The following is a 24,623-nucleotide window of genomic DNA, read 5'->3' as shown; positions in this document are numbered from 1 at the left end:
GGCCGCACAGGGAGATCTCCGTCACCTTTTCTGCCCCGACCGCCTTGCCCGGGCCCCGACGTGACCGACATCCTGGGAGGAATCCACCCCGGACGACTCCACCCCCGCCGACGAGGAGCTGCGCTGCCCTTGGACGGATCGACCCTCGGCTCCTTGGGCGCGGCCCTGCTGGGCACCGGCGTGTACTACATCTCGTTCGTGCTGTTCCGGCACGCCGCGCTGCGCATGCCGCCGCTGCGCGGGAGCAGGCCGTTCCAGACGGCGTGGGCCATGGTCGGCGACGGCGTCTGGTTCCTGGGCGGGCTGCTGCTGTTCGTCGGACTCGCCTACCAGGTGATCGCGTTCCTGTGGCTGCCCCTCGGCGTCGTGCAGCCCGCGTTCGCGGTGAGCCTCCTCCTGCTCATCCTCTACGGGTCGGCTTACCTCGGCGAGAGGTTGAGCCGTAGGGAGGGCGTGAGCATCGCGCTCTTCGCGGCGGCGATCGTCATGCTGGGGCTGTCGGGAGGGCAGCGGGCCGACGAACTCGACGCCTCCGCGCCCTCCCTTCTCCTCCTCGTACTCGTGGTCGTACCGCCGCTTCTCATAGCGGGACTTGTGTGGCTCGTAGGCGACCGGCGTACGGGCGGACGTCACGCGAAGCCGCTTGCGGGGGTCGCCTACGGGATCGGGGCGGGGGTGTGCGGCGGGGTCGCGGAGACGGGCATCAGAGGGATCGCCGCCGTGTGGGCCACCGAAGGCGGCGTCTGGGCTGTGCTCGCCTCGCCGTATCCGTATCTGACGCTCGGCATGGCCGGGATCTCCCTGTTGCAGCTCCAGGTGGCGCTTCAGCGGTGCCGCCTTGTCATCGTCGCGGTGCTGCTCACCATCAGCGGCCGCTCGATGCTCGTCCTTTGCAGCACTGTCCTGTTCGGGGAGCCTTGGCCTTCAGACACCGCGCCTCTGCTGCTGCGTTACGGGGGCTTCGCTCTGCTGGTGATCGGCATCGTCCTCTTCCCGCGTCACGAAGTCCCCCACTCGACAGTCCCCGCGCTGCGGCCCCTGCGCAAGGTGGCTTAGGCGGCGGGGCGCTTGATCTGGAAGACGGCTGTGGACGCCTGGCCCTCTCCGTACGTCCATCCGGCGACGGTCTCGTGGCCGGGCAGTTCGGCTATCCAGCCGAGCTCGTGCGGGCACCGGCCTGGGCCGAGGTAGTAGCCGCCTCGGCTGCGCGCCCAGTACTCGGTAAGGCAGAGCATGCGGAGGTGGTCGCGCAGGGCGGGGTCGGAGATACGGCGCAGAGCCTTGTCGAACTTCGGCTTCACCTTGACGTCGGCGTCGAACGTGACGAGGCCGCCGGGGCCGTGCGCCGTCCAGGTCGCCGAGCGCAGCGCGCCGGGCAGCGTGCCGTCGGTGGTGATGCGCTGGAGCCACTGGACGCGTCCGGTGAGCTCGTCGGGGTCGACGCCGGCGAGGTCGGCGCGGTGTTCGGCAAGGACGCGCAGGAGGTCCGCGCCGGAGACCGTCAGCTCGAAGTCGGCTCCGGAGGCGACCTCGGCGAGCGCGGGGCCCGCGTGCTCGCCGAGGGGGCCGTAGGGGTCGCACAGGTCGGCCTCGACGACCCACAGGGAGTTCGCGTGGTCGACGGGCCACCGGTCCCAGCTGAGGGCCGCGTGGACGTCCTGGGCGGCTTCGCCGGGCGGGGTGAGGAGGGCGGCGGGGTCGAGGTCGCCGCCGACGAGGTCCTCGATGAGCAGGAAGGACATCTCGTCGTTCCAGGCGTAGTGCGCGTATTCGGCGGTCGTGGGGTAGTCGCCGAGGGGTCGGTCCAGCAGCGCCTCGAAGGCGAGGGACAGTTCGCGCTCCCATTCCTGGGGGTCGGGGACGGTCATGGAGTGGGCTCCTCGTGAGCACTGGTCGGGGGAACTCCCCTGTCTTAGCGTTAGCGATGCCGCCCGCGCCGGAAAAGCGGCGAATAACCGTCTTCTCCCGGTGCCTTGGTGGACTTCTCTCGGGTCAGAGGGCGTCGAGGAGGCGCGCGGTCAAGGAGTCGAGACGCAGGGCGCGTTCGGGATCGAAGTCCGCACCTTCGAGCGGTAGACGCCTGCTCCGCATGAAGGCAGAGAGGGGTTCCGCAGGGGGCGCGTCCACGAGTGCCGCTATGGGGACGATCGCGCGGGACACCGGTTGCGCGGCCACCAGCGCGGCGGCTTTGGTGAAGAGCCTGAAGGCGATCGGGAGCGGGTCGGCCATGCCGGTGCGTACGAAGCCCGGGTTGTACATCACATAGCGGGTGCGCGCGGCGGGGTGGCGGAGCGGGAAGGCGACGCCCAGAAGGTCGTTGAGCCGGGAGGACTGCATGGCGGCGCGCCTTCCCCGGTAACCGGACGTCAGCTGGAGGTCGTCCCAGTGGACGGTCCCCGGAAGCCCGCCCGGTCCCGCGAGGTTCATCACGACGGGGGCCTCCGCCTTCTCCAGGTGGGGCAGAAGGCCGTGGCCGAGGACGTAACGGCTCAGGTAGGCGAGCGCGAAGGTGAACTCCAGGCCGTCCTCGGTCTCGACCCGTTGGGACGCGTACCTCTGCGCGCCGAAGACGAGGCCGTCTACCGCGTCGGCAGACGACGCCACCTTCGCGACGGCGTCACGCATGCCCGCGACCGTCGAGAGGTCGGCCCGGACGAACTCGGCGCGCCCGCCCGCTCCCCTGCGCCCCGCCTCGGCGAGCAGCGCCTCGCCCTTGGCCTTGCCGCTCGCGACGGCGATGACGCGGTCGCCGCGCTCGAGGAACCGCAGGGCGAGTCCCCTGCCCATGCCGTCGGTGCCGCCGGTGATCACATAGGTCCGCATCCGCGCTCCCCACAAGTCATCGTTCGTTGACTTGGAGGCTAGGAAGCCCCGGGAAGACAAGTCAACATTCGTTGACTTACGCTGACTCCATGGCCGCACAACCCGTCACGAAGACCGCGCGGCACCCGGGACGCCGGCGCGACCGGGCCGCCACCCGGGCCGCGCTGCTCGACGCCGCCCGACGCCGTTTCGGCAGGCAGGGATACGAGGGGACGGGGCTGCGCGAGATCGCGGCCGACGTCGGCGTGGACCCGGCTCTGATCCCCCGCTACTTCGGCTCCAAGCGCGCGCTGTACGCCGAGGCCGTACACGTTGAGATTCCGAGCGGGCTCGCCGCCGACGTCAACGCGCCGGTCCCCCACCTCGCCGACGCGCTGCTCCGCGAGGTCGTCTTCGGCGACTGGCCGGGGTTCGACGGCGAGCACCCGCTCGTCGCCATGCTGCGCTCAGCGGGCCACAGCGACGTCCGCGACCTGCTCAGGCACCAACTGTGCGACGGCTACCTCAACGCCCTCAGCGGCCGTCTGGACGGCCCGGACGCGGCGCTGCGGGCCGAGCTCCTCGGCGCGCTCCTGATCGGCATGGGCGTGCTGCGCTCGGTCGTCGGCTCGCCCGCGCTCTCCGACGCCACCTACGAGCAGCTCAGGCCGCTCGTCGCGCGGCTGAGCGCGGCGCTCGCCGCCGCGCCGGCGGTCAAGGGGTCCAGCGGTGGCGGCTCCCGGGGTGGTCCTCGCCGAGGCGAGGCGAGCCGGTGAAGCGCTCGCGCAGGGTGGCCCCCTCGTAGGCGGACCAGACGAGGGAACGACGGCGCAGCTCGGGGACGACGAGGTCGACGAAGTCGCGGTGACCGGTCGGCGGCACGGGGTCGGCGACGTTGAAGCCGTCAACGTCGGCTTCGTCCATCCAGCGTTCGAGCTCGTCGGCGACGGTCGCGGGCGAGCCGACGAGGACGGGACCGCCGCCGCCCACGCCGACGAATTCGCCGATGGCCCTGGGCGTCCACTTCCGGGTGGGGTCGAGGGTGGTGAAGAGTTCGACCATGCCCCGGATGCCGTCGGTGTCGACGTATTCGAGGGGCTCGTCGGGGTCGAGCGTGGACAGGTCGATCTGCATGAGGGCGCTCCAGCGCGCGAGGCTGCCCTCCCAGCTTGCGTAGGAGGCGTAGTCGGCGTACTTGGCGCGCGCCTGCTCGTCGGTCTCGGCGACGACGACGGTGGTGATGGGGAAGAACTTCAGGGATTCCGGGTCACGCCCGGCCGCGCGCGCCGCGTCCTTCACCTGCGTCACCAGGCGACGTGCCCCGGCCGTCTCGTACGTGGACAGGAAGACGCCCTCCGCGTGACGTCCGGCGAACGCGCTGCCCGCACGTGAGGTACCGGCCTGGAACAAGACGGGCGTACGCTGCGCCGAAGGCTCCGAGAGCGCTATGTCGCGCACCTTGTAGTACTCGCCCTCGTGCGCGACCGGACGCACCCGTGACGGGTCCACGAACACGCCGTCCTCGACGGACCGTACGACGGCGTCGTCACGCCAGCTCCCCTCCCAGAGCTTGTACACGACCTCCATGAACTCATCCGCCTGCGCGTACCGCTGGTCGTGCGGTATCTGCCGGTCGAGGCCGAGGTTGCGGGCGGCGCTCTCCAACGCGGACGTCACGATGTTCCACCCGACGCGGCCCTTGGTGAGGTGGTCGAGGGTGGTCATCTTGCGGGCGAAGCTGTACGGCTGCTCGTAGGTCGTGGAGACGGTGACGGCGAAGCCGAGATGCTCGGTGACGGCCGCCATGGCGCTGATCGGGAGCAGGGGGTCGTCCGTCGGGGTCTGGACGCCGTCGCGCAGCGCCGCGTCCACCCTGCCCTGGTAGGTGTCGAGGGGGCCGAGCGCGTCGGCGATGAACAGGGTGTCGAAGGTTCCGCGCTCCAGGGTGCGGGCGACCTCAGTCCAGTGGGACAGCTCGCGGTACTCGTGGGCGCGACTGTCGGGGTGCCGCCACAGGCCGACGGCGGTGTGGCCCACGGTCGACTGACGCAGCCCGTTCAGACGGATGCGCTTGCTCATCTTTCCTCCTCGAGAAGGGTGCGCAGGAGTTCGGACTCGATCCTGGTGAAAGCCGGATCGGCGTATGCCGCGACCGTGCGCGGCCGGGGCAGGTCGACCTCGACGCAGCTGACGACGGTCGCGGGGCGGGGCGAGAACACGTAGACGCGGTCGGACAGGAAGACCGCCTCCCGGACGTCGTGGGTGATGAGCAGGACCGTCCAGCGGTACTCCTCCCACACCCGCTCGATCCACTGCTGCATGCGCGCCCTGGTGAGGGCGTCGAGCGCGCCGAAGGGCTCGTCGAGCAGGAGCACCTCGCGGTCCTGGACGACCGTGCGCAGCAGGGCGGCGCGCTGCCTCATGCCGCCCGAGAGCTGGGCGGGGTAGACGCTGTCGTATCCGGTGAGGCCGAAGACGTCGAGCAGGGGTTCGACCTTCTTGCGGGCCTCCTTGCGGCGCATACCGGCGACCTCAAGGCCGAGCGTCAGGTTGTCCAGCACCTTGCGCCACGGAAGGAGGGCGTCCTTCTGCGGCATGTAGGCGAACCTCCCCGGACGCTCCGAGAGCGGGGCCCCGTCTACGAGCACTTCCCCTGACGTCGGGGACAGCGCGCCCGTCAGGACCGAGAAGGTCGTGGACTTGCCGCTGCCGCTGGGGCCGAGGATGGAGACGAACTCGCCTTCGGCCACGTCGAGCGAGAGGTCCTTCAGGACGGGTACTCCGTCGAAGGAGCGGTTCAGGCCGCGGATCTCCAGCTTGCCCGTCATGTCCTGTCCTCCTTGCGCGACTGTGGCCGCCTCCAGGGAAGGGCGACTCTTTCGACCGCGTACGTCAGCGCGAAGAGCGCGAGGGTGAGGACCGCGCTCACGCCGACGGCGGCGAGGACGAGGTCGGTGCGGAAGGAGTTCTTGGCGTTCTGCATGTAGATGCCGAGTCCTTCGGTGGCGCCCGCGTACTCGGCGAAGATCGCGCCGACGACCGCGTAGGTGATGGCGATGCGCAGCCCGGCGAAGAAGAACGGCAGGGCGGTCGGGACGCGCAGCGTACGGAAGATCCGCCACCGGCCCGCGCCCATGCTGCGCAGGAGCGCGGTGCTGTCCTTGTCCGTCGCGTTGTAGCCCTCGACGAGCCCGACGGTGATCGGGAAGAACGTCACGAACGCGACGAGCAGCACCTTGGGCAGCAGGTCGAAGCCGAACCACAGCACGACGAGCGGCGCGATCGCGATGAGCGGCAGCGTCTGGCTGACGATGAGGACGGGCATCAGCGCGCGCCTGAGGACGCCGGAGAGGTCGATGAGGACCGACAGCGCGAACCCGACGGTCAGCGACAGCGCGAAGCCCGCGAGCGTGGCGCGCAGCGTCGGCAGCGCGTTGTCCAGCAGCGCCTGCCGGTGCTCCCAGCCCTGCCCGAGCACCCGTGACGGGCTCGGCAGCACGTCGTCGCCGAGCGCGCCGGACGCGGAGTAGAGCTGCCAGGCCGCGACGAGAAGGGCGACCAGGGCAAGGGACGGAAGCCAGCGGCCCACGCGCAGCCGTGAGCCGAGGGCGGTCTTGGGCGCGCTCATTGCCGCACCACCACGTCGGCGCGCTCGGGGGTGCGTTCGCGGGCGAGCATCGCTTCCTCCTGCGCGGCCCACAGGTCCCAGTAGGGCACGTAGGTGTCTCCGTCACGCGTCAGCGCGCGTTCCTTGCGGACGTGCTCGGGCACCTCGATCCAGACCAGTACGCCGACGTACTCGGCGGCCCGCTCACAGCCCGCTCCCACGCCCTCGATGACGAGGTGTTCCGGCGGGTCCAGGACGACCGGCTCTTCCCACGTCTCCTTGTGCCAGTCATAGCGGGGCACATACGCGGGTCGGCCTTCGGCGAGGGGGACGAGCACGTCGGCGACGAGCCTGTCGACCCCGGCTTCGAGCCCGTCCCAGCCTCCGTACAGGTCCTCAAGGCTGACGACGGGGGCGGCGAGCAAGGCGGCGGCCTGTACGGCGAGCGTGGACTTGCCCGAGCCCGACCTCCCGTCGACGGCGAGGACACGGGTGCGTCCGGCCGTCGGAGGGGCCGCGCGCAGGAGGGCGGCGAGGTCGGTCATCGGGGGCTCCCGTAAACGGCGACCTTCTCGGGCGTGATGCGGAGCACCACGCGCGACGCCTCCTGCGCGGGGTCGGCGACGACGTGGGGCCGGCCGGTGTACGCGAGCGCGAGCCTGTCCATGAGGGCGACCGCCCCCTCGGTCTCCACCCTTGCGACGCCCTCGATCCGCGCGTAGTGCTGCGGCCTGTCCCGCGCGTACAGCACGACGCTGACGCGCGGGTCGGCCGCGACGTCGCGGGCCTGGCGGCGGAAGTCCTTGGTGACCATGAACAGCTCGTCGCCGTCGCGGCCCACCCACATGACGCACTGGTGGCGCGTCCCGGTCGCCAGGACGGCGAACTCGGGCGCGTCGATCAGGGCGCGCGCGGCGTCGGGCAGGACGGTCATGCCGCCTCCAGGTAGGCGTTGGTGGTGGCGGCGCGCCAGACGCCGGCGTCGGGCAGGACGCCGTTCGCGGCGAGCCACGCGGCGTAGGGCGCGTGCAACTCCTCGCGCTGGACGCCCCAGACGCCGTCGTGCGTCCACGTCCCCGAGATCAACGTGAGGGACCGTTCCAGAATCTCGCGCGGGAAGAACGGGATGTACCTCTCGAACGCCTCAAGGGCCAGCTCAGGCCGTTCCACGGCCGCCAGGTAACCGCGCCCGGCGGCGGCGAGGAACGCGCGGACGAGCTCGGGGTCGCGGTCGAGGGTGGCGTCGGCCGCGCCGAGCACGTAGCTGTGGAAGCTCGGCCCGCCGATGGTGTCGACCGGCCAGTAGACACCGGGGTCGCCGAACAGCACGTCCCAGGCCCAGTAGTTGCCGAAGCTGGCGTCGGCGGCCCCGGCGGCGAGGTCGGCGACGCTCAGTTCGCGCAGGCCGCTGTCCACGACGCGGACGGCGTCGGGGTCGCCCCCGTCGGCGGCGACGAGGTGCCTGACCATCGCGGTGCCGCGCGGGGTCGGGTTGTAGGCGACGCTGCGGCCTTCGAGGTCGCGGGGGCGCTCGATCCCCGAGCCCGGGTAGGTGCGGATCGTCTCCATCGCGCGGTGGTTGATGGCGGCGAGGCCGGTGAGGGGTTCGCCGTGCGCACGCCGGACGAACAGCCGGTTGACGGGGAAGACCGCGAAGGCCGCCTCGCCGCGCGCGAGGTAGGCGAGGGAGTCACCGCGTGACGGGTCCGCCGAGGAAAGCTCGACGTCGAGGCCCGCTTCGGCGAACCAGCCCTGGGCGGCGGCGACGAACAGGCCGCCTGAGTTCGTCCAGGGGTGCAGGTATTCGAGGACGACCCTTACGTGCCGCGTCACGGTGCGGCCTTGGGCAGGTAGTCGTTGGTGTAGTACGTCGACCAGTCGGGCTTGGACTTGAGGGCCTTGCCGTCCGCGTCGTGCAGAAGGCCGTTGTCGTACAGGAAGTCGCCGTAGGCGCTCCAGAACTCGGCACTCTGGTAGCCGACGTTGCCGTCGGCGTCACGCAGGTAGTTGCCGTCGGCGAGGGCCTGCTGGCTCTTCACGACCAGTTCGGGGTCGGGGAACGCGGCCTTCTCGGCCTCGACAAGGATGTCGGCGGCCTCCTTGGGCTTGTCGGCCGCGTAGGCGTAGCCCTTCTGGACGGCGGCGAGGAAGCCGCGCGCCTCGTCGGCGTTGGCGTCGAGGTACTTGCGGCTCGTGGCCAGGAGGTTGGAGTACTGGTCGGGGAAGCCGTAGTCGGTCAGCTCGAAGGTCTTGACGGGCTTGCCGACGAGTTCGGCCTGGACGACCTCCCAGGTCTTCACCGAGATGGTGAAGTCGGCGCGGCCGTTGTAGACGGCCTCGTACGCCGCGGTGCTCAGGCTGACGTTCTTGAAGTCGCCCTTGCCGCCGTCGTACTTGATGATGTGCTTCAGCTCGGGGCCCTCGTCGGGGGTGCCGAAGCCCGCGTAGGTCTTGCCGTCGAGGTCCTTGGGCGAGGCGATGTCGGCACGGTCGGCGCGGACGGCGATCGCGTAGGTGCCCTTCTGGTTGGGCGCGAAGGCCGCGACGACGTCGTGGCCCGCGGCCTGGGCGTAGGCGACGCCGGCCTGGTAGGAGAAGCCGAAGTCGGCGGTGCCCTGCTCGACGAGGGTCTCCGGCGCGGTCGACGCGTACGGGATGATCTTGAGGCTGATGCCCTCGTCGGCGAGGTAGCCGAGCTTGTCGGCGACGTACAGGCCGGTGTAGTCGGTGTTGGGCGACCAGCTGAGCGCGACGGTCACCTCGCTCTTGGCCTTGGCCGAACCCTCCCCCTCGGCCTTGTCATCTGAGCCGCCGCAGGCGGAGACCGCCAGCAGGACAGTCGCCGCAAGGGCGGCGGCGCGCGCGGTTCGTCTCATTCCGATCCATCCTTCCACCAGGGCATACGCCACTTCGTTGGCGATGCCGGGCGGAATACTATGGCGAACAAGTAGGAAAAGTCGAATTCTTCGGTATGCGCGTGTATACGCTAGAGTCCACGCGTGATCTACGACAGGCTGCGCGACGACGTCCTCGCCGGGCGGTTCCCCTCAGGCAGCCCGCTACTGGAGACCGTCTTGGCCGCCCAGTACGGCGTCTCCCGGACGCCCGTACGCGAGGCGCTGACTCGGCTCGCGCAAGACGGCCTGCTCAAGCGCGCGACACGCGGCTACGAAGTACGCGCGGGCACGCCGGAAGACGTCCTGGAGATCTACGAGGCGCGCATCGCGCTGGAAGGCCAGGCCGCCGCTTCGGCCGCGGAACGCCGCACTGACCTCGACCTCGTGCGGCTGCGCCACCTCCACGAGGAGGCTTCCGACCCGGAGACGGCCCGCGAAGCCAACTCCCGGTGGCACCGCGCCCTGTGGCAGGCCGCGCACAACGCGACGATAGAGGCCCTGCTCACCCGGCTCACCGCACAGCTGCGCATCTACGACCGCACCCCGCACGAGACCCCTGAGGACCTCGCCCTCACCCGCGACGAGCACGCCGCCCTTCTGGAGGCGATAGCGGACCGCGACCCTTCCGCCGCGCGCGCCGCCGCCGACCGCCACCTCACCCGCTCCCGCGACCTGCGCCTGGAGACCTTCGCCCGCGTCCTCGACTGACCCCGCGCACGCCGACCGAGCGGCGTACCCGACCGAACCGCGAGTTCGACCGAACCGCGTCCTCGGCTGAACCGCGCACCCCGACCGAACCGCGCGCCTGAGCCCGCGCGCTCGGCCGAACCGCGCGCTCGAAGGGACCTGGGCGCGTCCGGTCATGCGAGGGGGAGGCGGATTTCCATGCAGGTGCCGGTGGGGATGTCGGCTACCGAGGCGCTGCCCTGGTGGGCGTGGGCGATCTCGCGGACGATGGCGAGGCCGAGGCCGCTGCCGCCGGTGTCCTTGGTGCGTGAGGCGTCGAGCCGGGTGAAGCGCTCGAAGACCGCCTCGCGCATCGCCGGGGGGATGGTGTCCCCGTCGTTCTCCACTTCGAGGACCGCGCAAGGGGGCTCGGCGTATACCCGGATGACGACGCGCTCGGCGGCGTGGCGTACCGCGTTGTCGAGAAGGTTCGTGAACAGCCGTGCAAGGTGGAGGCGCGAGCCCTCGACGTAGACGGCGTCCGCCTCCACCTCGATCCTGTCGTCGTCCTTGCGCCGCGCGACCTCGTCGCGTACGAGCCGGGAAAGGTCAAGGCGTTCCTTTTCGCCGACCGCTCCGGAGTCGAGGCGGCTCAGGACGAGCAGGTCCTCGATGATGGCCTGGAGACGGTCGACGCTCTCGTTGAGCCGCTCGGCCGTGGCGGGCCAGTCGGTGTCGCCGGGGTGCAGCAGGGCGCCGTCGAGCTCGGCGCGCATGGCCGTCACCGGCGTGCGCAGGTCGTGGGAGGTGTTGGAGGTGAACTCGCGTTCGCGGACCAGGGACGCCTCGAGCCTGTCGATCATCTCGTTCGCCGTGACGGCGAGCGCGCGCAGCTCGTCGTGGTGGGCGGGCAGCAGGATGCGGCTGCCGAAGGAGCGGCCTCCCGCGACGGACGCGCCGATCTCCTTGGCGGCGCGGCGGATGTGCTCGACGGGCCGCAGCGCCCTGCCGACGACGAGCGCGGTGCCGATCGCGGTGAACGCGAGCAGCAGCAGCGACCCGGCGACGAGCTGGCCGAGGAACCCGTCGCTGATGTACCAGGGGACGACGTCGTCGAAGGAGTAGACGTACCAGTCGCCGTCGGGCTCGTAGACCCGGAACACCACGATGATCTTGCAGCCGGGAATGTCGGGCAGGTCGCAGGTGACGCCGGTGCCGGTGGTGTCGTCGTCCGGGGGGATCAGCGGTGACTGCCGCGGTTTGGCCGCGAGGTTCCCGGTGCCCGCCGCGACGACCCCCTTGGCGTCGATGACCTGAAGCGCGCCGCCGTCCGACACGTTCGGCGGGATGACCCTGGGCAGGTCGGCGCGCTTGATCAGGTGGACGGTCTTCAGCGCGACGGCCTGCGCCTCCTCGACCCGGTAGGTGACCGCCTGCCCGTGGTTGACCAGCGTGAGCAGCGCGGAGGCGACGACGCACAGGACCGCCATGACGGCGGTCGCGATGACGGTGAGGCGCGTCCGGATCGACCAGGCGTTCATCGACCAGGTGTTCATCGCGCCTTCCCACCGGGGCCGGAGCGCCGCGGCCCGGGGATCGGCCCGGTGACCGCGCTACCCGGCACCTGCTCCCTCCCCCTCGTGAGCGATCGCGCACCTGTCGTGGCATCTGCCCTGCTGTGGGGTATTGCCACGGGTGGGTAGGCACGAAGACCCTGGCGGGTCAAGATCCCGGCAAGCCTCACCCGTGGACGGGCCGTGCGCGCCGCGCCTAAACTCCGCTCGACGCGGCCGGAGGTGGCGGGTGGACGACTGGCGCAGGGAGCCCTTGCCAGGCGGCGGACGGGAACGCGAGACGCCGCCGTGGGCGCGCAGGGCCCGGTCGTGGGGCAGGTCTCCCGTGGGCCGCGCGCTGGGGGCGGCGCTGGCCTGCGCGGTCGTCGGCGGGCTCGCGTTCCAGGCGCTCGGCGACGACGGGACCGACGGGGAACGCCCCGCCGAGGAGGGCCCTCCCGCCGCGCTGGGGCCCGGCGTCGGCAAACTCTGGCGGGGAGCCCCGTGGTTCGCCGCCGACGCCGTCCACGACGATCTGGCGGGCCTCCCGGCCCTGTCGCCGGATTCGCTCAGCGCGCGGCTGCTCAGGGACGTCGCCATGGGCCCCGCGGCGGCCAGCGTGTTCACCGTGCAGGCGCGGCACGAGGCGGTGCGGGTGGAAGGCGTGCGCGTCAATCACGTGCGCTGCCGGGATGCCTCGGCGGGGACGGTCTTCACCGCGCGGGTCGGCGGGGGCACCGGCGAGCACGTCGTCAGCCTCGGGGTGGACGTGGACGCGGCGAAGCCCGTCGCGGTGGCGCTCGGCGAAGGCGGCGGCCGGTTCCGTGGACTCACGATGCGGCGTTACGACGTCGAGCGGTTCGAGGTGCTGTTCACTTCGGCGCGGCGCTGCAGGTTCCTCGCGCAGCTCGTCGTGTCGTCGGGGGGACGCACGACCCTGCTCGACCTGGCGAGCGTCTGGAGCCCGAACGGTGCGAATCCACTCGGCTTCGAGGTGACCGGGCCCGCCTCGGGCTACCAGCGCGCTTACGCCCTCACCCCTCGCGGGACCTACGGGGAGCGTGTGAAGGTCGAGAAGCTCGATCCGCGTGACGTGACCGTCGTGGACGGCGGCCTCGCCTTCCCGCCGATCCCGTAACACCCGTCAAAAGGCAGAGCCCGCAAGGAGCCCAATGACGCCCGCGAGAAGGCCCGCGACGGTGGTGCCGACGACGTACGACGCCGAGCGCACGGCCGTGCCTTCGACGGCGAGGCGGTAGGCGTCATACGACAGCGTCGAGTAGGTCGTGAACGCGCCGCACAGGCCGGTCGCGGCGAACGCCATGACGCCGTCGCCGGGGGCGAGCCCGATGAGCAGGCCGAGGACCGCAGAGCCCGTGACGTTCACCGTGAAGGTTCCCCAGGGGAAGTCGGAGCCGAAGCGGTACTGGACGGCCCGGTCCACGAGGTAGCGGAGGAGGGCGCCGAGCGCGCCGCCGAAGGCGACGAGGAGGACGGTCATCGGCGCAGCACCGCCCGGGCACCGCGCACGCCGACGGCGACGGCCGCCAAGGCCGTCACGGGAGTGAGGACCAGACAGGCGAGGGCCGCGAACCGGTCGAGGGCGAGGACATCTGCGGTGTACGTGGAGAAGGTCGTGTAGCCGCCCAGTACGCCGACGCCAAGGAACGGCCTGGTGAGCCGGGGAAGGGAGGGCACTTCGGTGACGGCCGCCATGAGCACGCCCATGAGGAGCGCTCCGCTGACGTTCACGCCGAGCACGGCCCACGCGGAGGCGGCGGACGGGAAGAGCGACACAAGGCCCCAGCGCGCGACCGCGCCGAGGGATCCGCCGAGGGCGACCACCGCCAGGACCGCAGGAGCGAACTCCGCCCGTGCGCGCGCGGGCGGAGACTTGTCTTCGTCGTCCGTCACGGGCCCGAGTCTAGGACGCGGTGGGGTCGAGCGCGGGGGCCGGATAACGGTCGCGGAAGGTGAACGCCTCAGGCGACGGGCCGTGGGCGCGCAGGATCTCCAGGCGTGAGACCGCCTCGGCGGGGGTGGGCCGGTGGCCGTCCGGCACCCACCACAGGGCGACGACGGGCTCGCCGAGGTGCTCGAACCACTCCCTGCGGCGGCGGACGAACTCCAGGTGGACGGTCCGGTAGGTGAAGTCGAAGAGCGCGTCCACCGACGTCCAGGTGGCGAGGTTGATCAGGACGCGGTCGTCGTCGTAGGGCCGCAGGGACGTGGCGTCCCCGCCGTCGTCGTCCACGAGCCGCCAGACGAAGCCCGGCGACCGGTCGGCGAGCGCGTTGACCGGTTCGAGGCCGGCCATGAACTCGGCGAGGACGGGCGAGTCGGTGGGGGCGAGGGCGCGGGCGACGTTGACGACGGCGAGCTGCATGGGACCCAATATGTCAAACTTCGTTGGTTTTAGAAAGCGCGACGCAGCAGCGGCCCGCCCCGGGGGCCATCCGCGCCCTCCAGGACGTGCCTTCGGCGAGCCCTTCGAGCAGGGCGAGGTTCATCGCGCACACCAGCGGCGGGAACTCCTCGGCCAGCGCGTGAAACGGGCAGTTGAGCAGGCGGACCTGCTCGTCGCGCTCCAGGGGCACGTATCCCCGCGCGCGCAGTACGTCCAGCAAGGGCTCCCGCTCGCCTGCGCGCCCCGCCTCCCTCGCCGCTTCGACGGCCCGGTCGTCAAGGCCCGCCTCGGCGACCGTCTCCGCCAGCAGAGACGCCACACCCCGGTAGTCCCGAGGGGGCACGCTCGCGGTGAACTCCGTCTCCGCCCGCCTGTAGTACTTGGCAGGACGGCCCGCCCCCGGCCCGGCCCTGCCCTCCGGCCTACGGAAGACGGCGTCGAGCAGCCCCCCTTCGACGAGCTTGTCGAGATGGAAGGCGGCGAGCGTACGGGAGACCCCGGCGGCGGACGACGCCTCGTTGCGCCCGACGTCGGCTCCCGCGCCCGCCACGAACTCGTAAAGACGGCGGCGTACGGGATCTTGGAGGAGCGCGATCGCTTCGATGTCCACGGGGACAATTCTAAAACCAACTTCCATTGACGAATCGTTGTGGTGAACCTACAAACGGCCCCGGGTCAGCTTCGTGGATGATCTGTAGGGCCACCCGCCCTCTCCCCTGGCAGACTCGGTTCCCAGGATGGAACGCCGTTCGCCCACCGACGAACGGCGTTTGTGCGATCTATACGGGAGACAGCATGCGTGAAGCGGTCGTCACCGGCCTCGGCGCGACAACCCCGCTGGGCGGTGACCTTCCCTCGACATGGGCGGGCCTGCTCGCGGGCAAGTCGGGCGTGACCCTGATCGAGGACGAGTGGGCTGCCGAGCTGCCCTCCAAGATCGCCGGGAGGCTCCTCGTGGAGCCGACCGAGCTGATCCCCAGGCACGAGGCGCGCCGCCTCGACCGGGTCGAGCAGATGGCGCTGATCGCCTCCCGCGAGGCGTGGAAGGACGCCGGCGAGCCCGAGGTCGACCCGGTGCGCCTCGCCGTGGTGATCGGCACCGGCATCGGCGGCGCGATCACCATGCTCGAGCAGTACGAGATGATCCTCGACGGCAAAGCCCGCAGGGTGTCGCCGAACACGATCCCGATGCTCATGCCGAACGGGCCGTCGGCCTACGTCAGCATGGAGCTCGGCGCGAAGGGCGGCGCGCGCACCCCGGTCAGCGCCTGCGCGGCGGGGGCCGAGGCGATCGCGTTCGCGGCCGACCTCATCCGGCTGAACAAGGCGGACGTCGTCGTCGCCGGCGGGGCCGAGGCGTGCGTCCACCACCTGACGATGACGGCGTTCGCCCAGATGCGCGCGCTGTCGACCCGCAACGACTCCCCCGCGACGGCCTCGCGCCCGTTCGACGTCACCCGCGACGGGTTCGTCATGGGCGAGGGCGCGGCGGTCATGGTGCTGGAGAGCGAGGAGTTCGCCAAGGCGCGCGGCGCGCGGATCCACGGCCGGGTCGCCGGGTCCGGGATCACCTCGAGCGCGGCCCACATCACCGCCTCCGACCCCGAGGGCCAGGCGCGGGCCATCGGCATCGCCCTGGGCGACGCGGGGCTGTCTCCGCTCGACGTGGACCACGTCCACGCGCACGCGACCTCGACCCCGCAGGGCGACGTCGCCGAGGCCGAGGCGATCGCGACGGCGCTCGGCACCCACCCCGTCGTCACCGCGACCAAGTCGATGACCGGCCACCTCATCGGCGCGAGCGGCGCGCTCGGCGCGATGAGCGCGATGCTGTCGGTCCGCGACGGGATCGTGCCCGGGGTGCTCAACCTGAACGAGATCGACCCGGAGATCAAGGTGGAGATCGCGGTGGGCGCGTCCCGGGAGATGCCGGTGCGCGCGGCGGTCGCCAACAGCTTCGGCTTCGGCGGGCACAACGTCTCGCTCGTCTTCACCCCCTGACACCTCGCCTAGGGCCCGTCGCGCGTGCGGCGGGCCCTTCGCGTGTTCAGGGCAGTTGACGGGTCGGCGTGACTTCGCCGAGGTGGAGGACGATCTCGAACCACTCGGCGGGCGATCCGCCGGTCATGTGGTGCGCCGCGTCGTTCGCGGGGTCGTAGACGGGGCCGATAGCGCGGAAGAAGGCGGGCCGGGTAAGCCAGGCCGCCGCCTCCGGGGGGCCGTCGGCGCGCAGGTCGAGCAGGAAGTCGCCGGAGGCGAGGAAGGACTCGAACAGTTCGGGGGCCGCGTCGGGCACCTGGTACGTCCGCCCGCCCGCGTAGGCGTTCAGCTCGCCGCGCTGGAAGGTCAGGCCGATCGAAACATAGCCGGGGCCGAGGCGTTCGCGCAGGAACCCTCCGGCGTTGGGCAGCGCGCGGGCGGGCGCGGGCGGGAAGCGCATCGCCCTCCCGGGGCCGTTGGAGGAGTGCGAACTCGACGTCCACCACAGCGCCTTCTCTCCGAGGTGGGCGTGCCACCAGGAAAGGTTCTCGGCGTAGCACCGCTCAAGGCAGGCCATGTTGTGCGGGTCATCAGGCGGGGCGTCGTGGTCGTGGAGCTCAAGGAACTGCACGACGAGACGGGCGCTGTGGACCGTCCAGGAGTCGGCCGTCAGCTCCGCGACGAGCAGGTGGGCGTCACGGGCGCGTTCCTTGATGTCCTGTCTCTTGCGGAGACGGCCAATGTAGGTGAAGGGGTCCTCTTCAGGGGTCGGGCGTAGTTCGGCGTAGAGGGCTTCGACTTCGTGGACGCGGGAGGGCGCGACCTCGCTTATGTGGGCGATGATCCCGTCGAGCAGGTCGGCGTCCGCTATCCCGGGGATGATGCCGACCAGGCGGACCGGACGTTCCGGGTGGTCCCGGTTGAAGGCGTGCATCCAGGACAGGAGGCCGAACACCTCCTCGGTGGCGGCCAGCGGGCCCGCTGCCTTGAGGAGGGCGTTCGGGTCTCCGCGGCCTGTGCGGACGTACTCGTCAAGGCGTAGGCCGAGGCTCGTGTCCACCTCCAAGGCGACAGCTCGGAAGGCGCCCTCCTCCACGAGGAGCCTTGCGATGCGCGTCTGGAGCGTGAACAGCTCGTGCGCGCCGCGCGTGCCCGCGCCGTAGCCGACGATTGACGCGTCGCCGACCATGGCGAGGAGGGGGCGGAGGTCGTCCAGGGGGGCGGCCGGGTCGACCGTCGTCAGGGGGTGGGCGGCCGTCTCGATCCACTTGAGCACTGCCGCGCGTTCGGCGTCTGTGGGTGTCATGACGCCGAGCCTCGGACGTCAAGCGCGCTTGAGGTCAAGCGTGCGGGCGGCCGCCTCCGGACATCGGCTTCCCTAGCCCCGCGCCCGTGGACGGTCCCAGCCGGGCGGCAGGGACTGCGACAGCGACCATGACGGGTCGGGCCTGAAGTCGCACCATGTGCCGTCGAACGGGAACGCGCCCTTCTCGATTAGCTCCGCGACGCGCAGGCCCTCGGCCCTGACGGCGTCGGCGTCGTCCACCCAGTAGTGGTCGGGGAAGTTCAGCCGCTCTTCCAGCTCGTGCTCGTCCTTCCAGGACCAGCTCAGGTCGCGGTTGACCCACATGTCCAGGTCCTGGTCGGTGATGTCGACCCCTGCCGCGTGCTCGTCCTGCCAGAGGACGCCGGGTTCCTCGAGGTTCACGTACCAGCCGAAGAACTTGTCGCGCGGGTACCAGAAGAACATCACCGAGTGGGCGGCGTCGGGCGGGGTGTACATGAAGATGTCGGGTCCGGTCCAGCGCATCGGCGTCAGCTCGCGCTCCACGGTGACCCACTCGGCGAAGGGCATGTCACGCAGGCCCCGGCCGTCGGCCGTCATGGTCGCCGACATCGGCGTGTTCCGCGGGATCCACAGCCTGAGGCCGAGGTCGTCGTGGGCGACGACCCGCACGGCCCGCACGTAGACGAGCCTGTCCCCCGTGAAGTGCCGATGCAAGATCTCCTGTCCCGGGGTGAACCTCGTCGTCGCCGGGTCCTGCTGCATCGTCATGAACGGATTGAACCAGATCCGGCGCGGGACATTCCCGCGCCCGACCACGACCGTGCCCGACCCGTCCTTGATCGTCCGGTGATGACCGGAACGCGCGTGTCGGGTTCCCGCGGCTGCATAATCGGCGCGACGGGTCGGCCAGGGGGCGCACGGGAGGCGGCATGGACGGGGTTCTCGCGCGGCTGCGGGCCAAACTCGCCGGGGCGGCGGCGCGGCCGGGCGGGCCCGGGCACCTGAACGCGGCGCTGCCGGAGGCCGACGTCGCGGCGTTCGAGGCCGAGCACGGGGTGCGGCTTCCGGCGGCGTACCGGGCGTTCGTCACGGGGTTCGGCGACGGCGGGGCCGGACCCGACCTTGGCGTGCTGCCGCTGCGCCGCGCCTGGGCGGAGGTCGTGGCGGACCTCGACGGGCACCTCGCCAAGCCGAGCCCGTTCGTCCCCGGCCGCCGCTATGACGACGAGTGGTGCGAGGAGTTCCTCGAGCGGGAGGGCGACGACGCCGAGTACTACCGTGGCGCGCTCGCGGTCAACCACGGCGGTGGCGGTATCTACACGCTGCTCGTCGTGACCGGACCCGCGCGCGGCCGCCTGGTCCGGGTGGACGCCGCGGAGCACAGCGCGCCGCGCGTCCTCGAAGACGCCGACTTCCTCGCCTGGTACGAACGCTGGCTTGACGAGCTGCTCGCCGGATACGACCTGCGCTACTTCGCCCTGAAGCTGCCGGGCGGTGAGGCGGAGTTCCTTGCGGCGGCCGGTGACCCCGACGCGGCGGTGCGGCGGCAGGCCGTCCTGTCGTTCAGCGCGCCGCCCGAGCTCTCGGCGTCGGCGCGGCGGGCGGTGGCCGAGGCCGTGGGGGATGCCGACGCGGCGGTGCGGCGGACCGCCCTGTACACGGCGCGGTACCAGCGGATCGGCGAGGCCGAGGCAGCCGCCCGGGACGCGCTCGCCGACGCCGATCCCGGGGTGCGCGAGGCGGCGCTGGGCGCGCTCGCCGCCCTCGCCGTCCCCGACGCCGCCGCGCTCGCCCGCGCGGCGCTGCGGGACACGTCGCGGGACGTGGTCGCGCGCGCGGTCTGGACGCTCCAGGACCTCGCCGACTACACCGCCGACGACGCGGCCCCGCTGCTGTCCTCCGACGATCCGAAGATCCGGATCACCGGGGCGTGGAGCCTGCACAAGGCGCGCGGCGCGGGCGTCGCCGACCTGATCGCTGCGGCCTTCGCCGACCCGGTGCCCGAGGTCAGGTCGGGCGCGGTCCACTCCGCCGAGCGCCTGCGCCTGCCCGAGCTGCGGCCCGCGATCGCCGCGCTGTTGGCCACCGAGACCGACGTGCTCGTGCGCAACAGCCTGCTCCGCTGGCAGGAGAAGGACCCCGGCTGACGCGGGTGTCGGATTCTGTCAGGGGCGTCATCTATCCTCCGGCCATGGTCCAGAGCAGCGCCGCGACCGTCGCGGCATACGTCGCGGAGGTCCCCGAGGCCCGCCGCGAGGCGATCGAGCGGATCCGCGCGCTCTGCCTCGCCGAACTCCCCGGCTTCACCGAGGAGATGTCCTACGGCATGCCCGCCTACGCCCGCGAGCACGGCGCGGAGATCGCCTTCGCCGCCCAGAAGCGCTATATCTCCTTCTACCTGCTGCGCACCGACGTCCGCGCCGCCTTCGCCGACCGCCTGGCCCCCCACGACGTCGGCAAGGCGTGCCTCCGCTTCACCACCCCCGCCAAGATCGACTACCCCCTCCTGCGCGACCTCCTCCGCGCCACCGCCGCCGCCCCCGGCATCCCCTGCTTAGCCGACCCGAGCGGCCCGAAATCCGGTGGCGGAGCGCTGCGGCCTCCGCCAGGATGCGCGGCATGGACGAGGTGTTCGCAAGGCTGCGCGAGAAGCTGCGGCGGGCGGCGGAACTCCCGGGAAGCGGCGACGTCTTCGGGGCGAAGGCACACGGGTTCCGGATGCGGCCTCCGCTGCCCGAGGCCGACGTCGCGGCGTTCGAGCGCGCGCACGGGGTGCGCCTGCCGGAGCCCTACCGCGCGTTCGTCACCGAGTTCGGGGACGGGGGCGCGGGACCCGACTACGGGGTGCTGCCGCTGGCCGACGCCGCAGGCATGATCGTGGACGACCCGGTAAGCCGGCTCGCCGAGGCGAGTCCGTTCGAGGCCGACCGCGTCTACGGGCCGCAGTGGTGGGATGAGCTGTACGACCGGGAGGGCGACGACGCCGAGCACTGCCGAGGCGCCCTGGCGGTGGTGCACGGTGGCTGCGCCCTCTACACCCTGCTCGTCGTGACGGGACCGGCGCGCGGGCGGCTCGTCCGGGTCGACCTCGACGGAGGGCTCGCGCCCCTCGTCCTTGACGACGTGGATTTCCTCGCCTGGTACGAGCGCTGGCTTGACGATGTGATCGCGGGCTACGGCACGACGTTCTTCCATGACAGGCTGCTCGGCGGCGAAGTCGCGTTCGTCGCGGGGGCGCGGGATGCCGATCCGGCGCGGCGGGCGCGGGCCGTGTCCTCGTTCAACGCGCTGCCTGAGGTCTCTGAGGCGGGGCGGCGTGCCGTCGTCGCGGCGGTCGGCGACCCCGACGCGCGGGTGCGGGCCGCGGCCCTGTGGACGGCGCGGCGGCTGCGGATCGGGGAGGCGGTGTCGGCGGTGCGGGGCGCGCTCACCCATCCGGAGGCCGAGACGCGCCGGATGGCGCTCGGCACGCTCAGCGCGCTGGGATGCGCGGATCTTCCCGGCCTCGCCAGAGGGCTGCTGGCCGATCCCGTGGGCGCGGTCGTCGCCGCGGCGGTCCTCGCGCTCCAGGAAGCCGGCGCGCTGACTGTCGCGGACGTGGCGCCGCTTGTGCGGTCCGTGGACGTGGGGGTGCGGGTGGCCGCCGTCCACGGGCTCCGGGAGGCGCACGGGGACGTCACGGGGCTTGTGGCGGGCGCGCTCGCCGATCCCGAAGCCCGCGTCCGGTGGACCGCCGTCCAGGCGGCCGAGAAGCGCGGGTTGAGCGGGTTGCGTCCGGTGCTGGCCCGGCTGCTCGAGGCGGAGGAGGATCCGACTGTGCTGGTGAATCTGCGCAGGGTCGTCCCGGCGTTGGAGGTCAGGTGAGGAGGCGGGAGCGGAGGCGGTCGGGGTCCGCGCCCAGGGCGTCGGTGAGGAAGTCCTCGACGGAGCCGTGGTCTTTCTCCGCCTGGTCGAAGGCGGCCTCCAGGTAGGGGGCGCGGACGTCGAGGAGGGGGGCGAGGAGGGCGGGGTCGATGGGGCTCGCCCTGCCCTTGAACAGGTCGGTGAGGTTGGCCTGGCGCTCGTTGGTGAGCAGGTAGTCGGCCATGATCGTCTCGCGGGGGACGTCGAGGGCGGTCAGGAGCAGGGCCGCCATCCAGCCTGTGCGGTCCTTGCCCGCCGTGCAGTGGAACAGGACGGGGGTCTCGGCGCGCTCGACCAGGGACAGGGCCCGGGCGAACGGCTCGCGGGCCTCGGCGTCGGTGACGAACCAGCGGTACAGGTCGACCATGATCGCCTCGGCGCGGCCGTCGGCGAGGGTGCGCCGCTGGAGCTCGGGGTCGGGGTCGATGACCAGCGGGGCGATGAGGGCGTAGATGTCGTGGTCCTCGGCGACGACGGGCAGGTGGTGGTAGGAGGTCCCGTCGGGGAGCAGGTCCTCGCCGCTCATCGCGATCTCCGGCGCGCCCCGGAAGTCCACGACGTCACGGACGCCGAGGGCGCGCAGCCGGGCGATGTCGGCGTCGCTCAGCTGGTGCAGCGCCTCGGTGCGCAGCACGAGGCCGGGGCGGACGGCCCGGCCGTCTGCCGTGGCGTACCCGCCCAGGTCGCGTGCGTTGGGCGCGGTCTCCAGCCCCAGGCTCAGGCCCCCGTTGTCAGCCATCCCCTGCTCCTCTCCACGTGATCGTCGCAGGCAGACTAAACCACCCGGAAAGCGGCTTATCACCCACCCAGGCCGAGGAGCGCGGGCACGTCGGCGACGCCGGGGAGAAGGTGCGTGTGCCGTTCAACCCCCAGTTGCCCGGCGTTCATCGCCCCGGTCAGCACCCCGACGACATACGCCGCGCCCGCGTTCGATCCGGCGCGCAGATCGAGCACGGTGTCACCCGCGGTGAGCACCGACGACACCGCGCGCACGCCTGTGAGTTCCATCGCACGGAAGATCATGTAGGGCGCGGGCCGGCCCGCCGCGACGTCGTCGGCGCACACGACGGCGTCGACGACCGAGGAGTCCCAGCCGAGCCGGTCGAGGATCGCGTCGGTGATCGACCTGTCGAAGCCGGTGGTCAGCGCGACCTTGATCCCCGCCTCGCGCAGAACGGTGAACGCCTTCTCCACCCCGGGAAGGGGCTCGGGCCTGCGGGCCGCGTAGGCGGCGGTGAGCCTTGCGTGGAAGTCGGCGAACACGTCCTCGACGGTCCCGGGCGACGGGCCCCCGAGCAGCGCGTAAATCGCCTCCCTCTTGTCCGCGCCCATCGCGCGGTCTATGTCGGCGTCACTCGGTGTCGCTCCCGCGGCTTCCACGGCCTCGCGCAACGCCACGTAGACGGCTCCGTGCTCCTGCACGGTCGTGCCCGCGACGTCACAGGCGACGAGTTCGATCATGGGGGTCTTCCGTTTCCGGCGTCGTCAGGACGACGCCTGCCAGCTCCGCAGCAGCGCGGGCTGCGCCGCCTGGGAGTTCTCGATGGTGAAGCCGACCTTGTCGGGCCGGTAGCGGTCGTCGGAGTACTCGACGGGACTGCCGTCCGCGCCGCGCGCTATCCGGCACTCGCGTAGCAGCGGGAACCCTTCGGGGACCTGAAGGAGCGCGCTGTCGGTCTCGTCGGCGGCGACCGCGTCGATGTGGTGCCTGGCCAGGGACATGTCGACGCCCTGGTCGGCGAGGTGGGCGTACAGGGAGCCGGAGTCGCAGTCGAAGTCGAGCAGGAGGCGGCCGACCGGCTCGGTGAACGTGGTCCGCTCGAGCATGGTGGGGGCGTCGTCGATGAGGCGCAGCCGCAGCAGCTGGACGACAAGCGCGCCCTCCTCGAGGTCGAGCGCGTCGGCCACGTCGGCGGTGGCGCGGCGCAGCGCGATCTCCTGGGTGCGCTGGCCGGGGGTGCGGCCGAGGCCGTGCACCCAGCGCGAGAACGACATGAACGTGGCGAACGGCTGGCCGAGCGACTGGCGCAGCACGACGGGCGGCTTGCCGCGCCCGCCGCCGACCATCCCCTCCGCGCGCAGCGCCGCGAGGGCCTGGCGGACGGGGCCGCGCGAGGCCCCCCACTGCGCGCAGAGCTGCGCCTCGGAGGGCACGGGGTCGCCCACGGCGAGTTCGCCCGTGGCGATCCGCCGCCGCAGGTCCACCGCGATCCGCTCGTGCAGGGGAAGTTCCATGAACTTGACTATACAGGCGTCCACCGCCTTGGGGAGAGTGAATTTCTGCCCTTTGACGAGGACATCCTTAACACTGGGTGAACGACTGGCGTACTTCTCCCGCGACTGTTGACGTGGGCTTCGTCGGCTCGCGAGGCTTCTTGTCATGACAAGTTTGCGCACTCAACTCGACGAGGTCGACCTTGTGGTCGTGGGGGCCGGGATCGTCGGCCTCGCCCATGCCCTGGCCGCCGTGGAACGCGGCATCAGCGTCGCGGTCGTGGAACGCGACGCAGGGCCGCGCGGCGCGTCGGTGCGCAACTTCGGCCACGGCTGCGCCACCGCGCAGGACGGCGCGGCGCTGCGCTACGCGATGGCCGCCCGCGAGATCTGGCTCGGCCTCGCCGCCGAGGGCGTGTGGGCCCGGCCGACCGGCACCGTGGTCGTCGCGCGGGCCGACGACGAGCTCGCGGTGCTGCGCGAGTTCGCCGAGCTGCGCGGCCCCGACCATGTGCGGCTGCTGGACACGGCCGAGACCCGCGCGCGGGTGACGCTCGGCGACGGCGTCGTAGGCGGCGCGTTCCTCCCCCTCGACGTACGGGTCAACCCGCGCCAGGCCGCGCCCGCGCTCGCCGCGGCGCTCGCCGCGCGCGGCGTCAGGTTCCACTGGGCGACCGCCGCGCACACGATCGGCCCCGGCGAGGTGGGCACCTCACGCGGGACGGTCAGGGCGCGGCACGTGGTCGTCGCGGTCGGCCACGACGTCGACCGCCACTTCCCCGACCTCGCCGCCGACGCGGGCGTGGCCCGCTGCTCGCTGCACATGCTGCGCGTCCGCGACCCGCACGCCCGCCCGATCGAACCCGCGGTCCTCACCGGCCTGTCCCTGCTGCGCTACGACGGGTTCGCCGCCTGCCCGTCCCTCGCCGCCGTGCGCGCGCGGTTCGAGCGCGACGACCCCGGCCTGCTGGACGCCGGGGTGAACCTCATGCTCACCCAGCTCCCCGACGGCGACCTCACGATCGGCGACACCCACGCCTACGCCTCCGACGTCGCCCCCTACCGGGCCGAGGAGCTCGACGCCGTCGTCCTGGCCGAGACCGCGCGGCTGCTCGGCGTCGGCTCCCTGACGGTCAGGGAACGCTGGCGCGGCGTCTACGCGGCGGCGCCCGAACCCTTCCTGATCGCCTCGCCCGCCGAAGGGGTCCGGCTCGTCTCGGTCACCTCCGGCATCGGCATGACCACAGCTCTCGGGCTCGCGCCCGAGGTCCTGCAAGACCTCATCCCCTGAGATCCCTCATCCTCC

Annotated in this window: 28 protein-coding genes; 9 read left to right on the top strand and 19 right to left on the bottom strand. The window is 71.9% G+C overall.

Features of this window, described 5'->3' with window-relative positions:
* Positions 1-129 precede the first annotated feature (129 nt).
* Positions 130-1,056 (top strand): hypothetical protein, encoded by a 927-nt coding sequence (locus R9X44_RS16720; protein WP_319815094.1) that lies wholly within the window; start codon positions 130-132, stop codon positions 1,054-1,056.
* Here R9X44_RS16720 and R9X44_RS16715 read toward each other — a convergent pair.
* Both R9X44_RS16715 and R9X44_RS16710 read right to left on the bottom strand, forming a co-directional pair.
* The gene (locus R9X44_RS16715; RefSeq protein ID WP_319815093.1) at positions 1,053-1,868 is read right to left on the bottom strand and encodes a hypothetical protein; all 816 of its coding nucleotides are present in this window, start codon (positions 1,866-1,868) and stop codon (positions 1,053-1,055) included. The genes R9X44_RS16720 and R9X44_RS16715 overlap by 4 nt on opposite strands.
* A gap of 124 nt (positions 1,869-1,992) precedes the next feature.
* Positions 1,993-2,823 carry an SDR family NAD(P)-dependent oxidoreductase gene (locus tag R9X44_RS16710; protein ID WP_319815092.1) on the bottom strand — a complete coding sequence of 277 codons (831 nt, stop codon included), beginning with the start codon at positions 2,821-2,823 and terminating at the stop codon, positions 1,993-1,995.
* An 89-nt stretch (positions 2,824-2,912) separates the two neighbouring features.
* On the opposite strand from R9X44_RS16710, the gene R9X44_RS16705 reads away from it, so the two are divergent.
* Positions 2,913-3,578: a TetR/AcrR family transcriptional regulator gene (locus R9X44_RS16705; RefSeq protein WP_319815091.1), complete on the top strand. Its 666-nt coding sequence runs from the start codon at positions 2,913-2,915 to the stop codon at positions 3,576-3,578.
* Here R9X44_RS16705 and R9X44_RS16700 read toward each other — a convergent pair.
* The 7 genes from R9X44_RS16700 to R9X44_RS16670 are packed head-to-tail and all read right to left on the bottom strand — an operon-like array spanning position 3,517 to position 9,285.
* On the bottom strand, positions 3,517-4,881 hold the full coding sequence (locus R9X44_RS16700; protein WP_319815090.1) for an LLM class flavin-dependent oxidoreductase: 1,365 nt from the start codon (positions 4,879-4,881) through the stop codon (positions 3,517-3,519). The genes R9X44_RS16705 and R9X44_RS16700 overlap by 62 nt on opposite strands.
* Positions 4,878-5,630 (bottom strand): ABC transporter ATP-binding protein, encoded by a 753-nt coding sequence (locus R9X44_RS16695; RefSeq protein WP_319815089.1) that lies wholly within the window; start codon positions 5,628-5,630, stop codon positions 4,878-4,880. Before R9X44_RS16695 ends, R9X44_RS16700 begins: the two co-directional genes overlap by 4 nt.
* Positions 5,627-6,430 carry an ABC transporter permease gene (locus R9X44_RS16690; protein WP_319815088.1) on the bottom strand — a complete coding sequence of 268 codons (804 nt, stop codon included), beginning with the start codon at positions 6,428-6,430 and terminating at the stop codon, positions 5,627-5,629. The genes R9X44_RS16695 and R9X44_RS16690 overlap by 4 nt, the downstream gene beginning before the upstream one ends.
* Entirely contained in the window at positions 6,427-6,954 is a 528-nt protein-coding gene (locus R9X44_RS16685) for a phosphoribulokinase (RefSeq protein WP_319815087.1), read from the bottom strand. Before R9X44_RS16685 ends, R9X44_RS16690 begins: the two co-directional genes overlap by 4 nt.
* Positions 6,951-7,343, bottom strand: coding sequence for a pyridoxamine 5'-phosphate oxidase family protein (locus tag R9X44_RS16680; protein WP_319815086.1), 393 nt, complete (start codon positions 7,341-7,343; stop codon positions 6,951-6,953). Before R9X44_RS16680 ends, R9X44_RS16685 begins: the two co-directional genes overlap by 4 nt.
* Positions 7,340-8,242 carry an ABC transporter substrate-binding protein gene (locus tag R9X44_RS16675; protein WP_319815085.1) on the bottom strand — a complete coding sequence of 301 codons (903 nt, stop codon included), beginning with the start codon at positions 8,240-8,242 and terminating at the stop codon, positions 7,340-7,342. Before R9X44_RS16675 ends, R9X44_RS16680 begins: the two co-directional genes overlap by 4 nt.
* The gene (locus R9X44_RS16670) at positions 8,239-9,285 is read right to left on the bottom strand and encodes an ABC transporter substrate-binding protein (protein ID WP_319815084.1); all 1,047 of its coding nucleotides are present in this window, start codon (positions 9,283-9,285) and stop codon (positions 8,239-8,241) included. The genes R9X44_RS16675 and R9X44_RS16670 overlap by 4 nt, the downstream gene beginning before the upstream one ends.
* Before the next feature lie 123 nt (positions 9,286-9,408).
* Here R9X44_RS16670 and R9X44_RS16665 point away from each other — a divergent pair, with 123 nt between their 5' ends.
* On the top strand, positions 9,409-10,014 hold the full coding sequence (locus R9X44_RS16665; RefSeq protein WP_319815083.1) for a GntR family transcriptional regulator: 606 nt from the start codon (positions 9,409-9,411) through the stop codon (positions 10,012-10,014).
* A gap of 152 nt (positions 10,015-10,166) precedes the next feature.
* Here the strand turns inward: R9X44_RS16665 and R9X44_RS16660 are convergent, their stop codons facing one another.
* Complete coding sequence (locus R9X44_RS16660; RefSeq protein WP_319815082.1) at positions 10,167-11,528, bottom strand: HAMP domain-containing sensor histidine kinase; 1,362 nt, start codon at positions 11,526-11,528, stop codon at positions 10,167-10,169.
* A 247-nt stretch (positions 11,529-11,775) separates the two neighbouring features.
* On the opposite strand from R9X44_RS16660, the gene R9X44_RS16655 reads away from it, so the two are divergent.
* Positions 11,776-12,663 (top strand): hypothetical protein, encoded by an 888-nt coding sequence (locus tag R9X44_RS16655; RefSeq protein ID WP_319815081.1) that lies wholly within the window; start codon positions 11,776-11,778, stop codon positions 12,661-12,663.
* A 6-nt stretch (positions 12,664-12,669) separates the two neighbouring features.
* On the opposite strand, the gene R9X44_RS16650 is transcribed toward R9X44_RS16655, so the two are convergent.
* The 4 genes from R9X44_RS16650 to R9X44_RS16635 are packed head-to-tail and all read right to left on the bottom strand — an operon-like array spanning position 12,670 to position 14,542.
* The gene (locus R9X44_RS16650) at positions 12,670-13,026 is read right to left on the bottom strand and encodes a CrcB family protein (RefSeq protein ID WP_319815080.1); all 357 of its coding nucleotides are present in this window, start codon (positions 13,024-13,026) and stop codon (positions 12,670-12,672) included.
* Positions 13,023-13,439 (bottom strand): CrcB family protein, encoded by a 417-nt coding sequence (locus R9X44_RS16645; protein ID WP_319815079.1) that lies wholly within the window; start codon positions 13,437-13,439, stop codon positions 13,023-13,025. The genes R9X44_RS16650 and R9X44_RS16645 overlap by 4 nt, the downstream gene beginning before the upstream one ends.
* A 10-nt stretch (positions 13,440-13,449) precedes the next feature.
* Positions 13,450-13,911, bottom strand: coding sequence for a DUF3291 domain-containing protein (locus tag R9X44_RS16640; protein ID WP_319815078.1), 462 nt, complete (start codon positions 13,909-13,911; stop codon positions 13,450-13,452).
* 13 nt (positions 13,912-13,924) lie between these two features.
* Positions 13,925-14,542 carry a transcriptional regulator gene (locus tag R9X44_RS16635; RefSeq protein ID WP_319815077.1) on the bottom strand — a complete coding sequence of 206 codons (618 nt, stop codon included), beginning with the start codon at positions 14,540-14,542 and terminating at the stop codon, positions 13,925-13,927.
* Positions 14,543-14,727: 185 nt separating this feature from the next.
* On the opposite strand from R9X44_RS16635, the gene R9X44_RS16630 reads away from it, so the two are divergent.
* The gene (locus R9X44_RS16630) at positions 14,728-15,933 is read left to right on the top strand and encodes a beta-ketoacyl-[acyl-carrier-protein] synthase family protein (RefSeq protein ID WP_319815076.1); all 1,206 of its coding nucleotides are present in this window, start codon (positions 14,728-14,730) and stop codon (positions 15,931-15,933) included.
* A 46-nt stretch (positions 15,934-15,979) separates the two neighbouring features.
* On the opposite strand, the gene R9X44_RS16625 is transcribed toward R9X44_RS16630, so the two are convergent.
* Together R9X44_RS16625 and R9X44_RS16620 are read right to left on the bottom strand one after the other, a co-directional pair.
* A complete protein-coding gene (locus tag R9X44_RS16625) occupies positions 15,980-17,218 on the bottom strand; it encodes an erythromycin esterase family protein (RefSeq protein ID WP_319815075.1) in 1,239 nt (412 codons plus the stop codon).
* A gap of 72 nt (positions 17,219-17,290) precedes the next feature.
* A complete protein-coding gene (locus tag R9X44_RS16620) occupies positions 17,291-17,968 on the bottom strand; it encodes a DUF402 domain-containing protein (protein ID WP_319815074.1) in 678 nt (225 codons plus the stop codon).
* A 161-nt stretch (positions 17,969-18,129) separates the two neighbouring features.
* Here R9X44_RS16620 and R9X44_RS16615 point away from each other — a divergent pair, with 161 nt between their 5' ends.
* The 3 genes from R9X44_RS16615 to R9X44_RS16605 are packed head-to-tail and all read left to right on the top strand — an operon-like array spanning position 18,130 to position 21,064.
* On the top strand, positions 18,130-19,347 hold the full coding sequence (locus R9X44_RS16615; protein ID WP_319815073.1) for a HEAT repeat domain-containing protein: 1,218 nt from the start codon (positions 18,130-18,132) through the stop codon (positions 19,345-19,347).
* Positions 19,348-19,391: 44 nt separating this feature from the next.
* Positions 19,392-20,075, top strand: a complete 684-nt coding sequence (locus R9X44_RS16610; protein WP_319815072.1) for a DUF1801 domain-containing protein — start codon at positions 19,392-19,394, stop codon at positions 20,073-20,075.
* A complete protein-coding gene (locus R9X44_RS16605) occupies positions 20,072-21,064 on the top strand; it encodes a HEAT repeat domain-containing protein (protein ID WP_319815351.1) in 993 nt (330 codons plus the stop codon). The genes R9X44_RS16610 and R9X44_RS16605 overlap by 4 nt, the downstream gene beginning before the upstream one ends.
* Here the strand turns inward: R9X44_RS16605 and R9X44_RS16600 are convergent.
* Genes R9X44_RS16600 through R9X44_RS16590 form a run of 3 tightly spaced genes read right to left on the bottom strand, consistent with a single transcriptional unit; the run spans position 21,057 to position 23,338 of the window.
* Positions 21,057-21,842: a tyrosine-protein phosphatase gene (locus tag R9X44_RS16600; protein ID WP_319815071.1), complete on the bottom strand. Its 786-nt coding sequence runs from the start codon at positions 21,840-21,842 to the stop codon at positions 21,057-21,059. The genes R9X44_RS16605 and R9X44_RS16600 overlap by 8 nt on opposite strands.
* Before the next feature lie 59 nt (positions 21,843-21,901).
* The gene (locus R9X44_RS16595; RefSeq protein WP_319815070.1) at positions 21,902-22,564 is read right to left on the bottom strand and encodes a phosphonatase-like hydrolase; all 663 of its coding nucleotides are present in this window, start codon (positions 22,562-22,564) and stop codon (positions 21,902-21,904) included.
* 24 nt (positions 22,565-22,588) lie between these two features.
* A complete protein-coding gene (locus R9X44_RS16590) occupies positions 22,589-23,338 on the bottom strand; it encodes a GntR family transcriptional regulator (protein ID WP_319815069.1) in 750 nt (249 codons plus the stop codon).
* Between the two features lie 145 nt (positions 23,339-23,483).
* Here R9X44_RS16590 and R9X44_RS16585 point away from each other — a divergent pair, with 145 nt between their 5' ends.
* Entirely contained in the window at positions 23,484-24,608 is a 1,125-nt protein-coding gene (locus tag R9X44_RS16585; RefSeq protein ID WP_319815068.1) for a TIGR03364 family FAD-dependent oxidoreductase, read from the top strand.
* Positions 24,609-24,623 lie beyond the last annotated feature (15 nt).

The organism is Actinocorallia sp. A-T 12471 (assembly GCF_033875155.1).
Classification (GTDB): Bacteria; Actinomycetota; Actinomycetes; order Streptosporangiales; family Streptosporangiaceae; genus Actinocorallia.
This window is presented reverse-complemented; position numbering and strand designations above follow the sequence as displayed.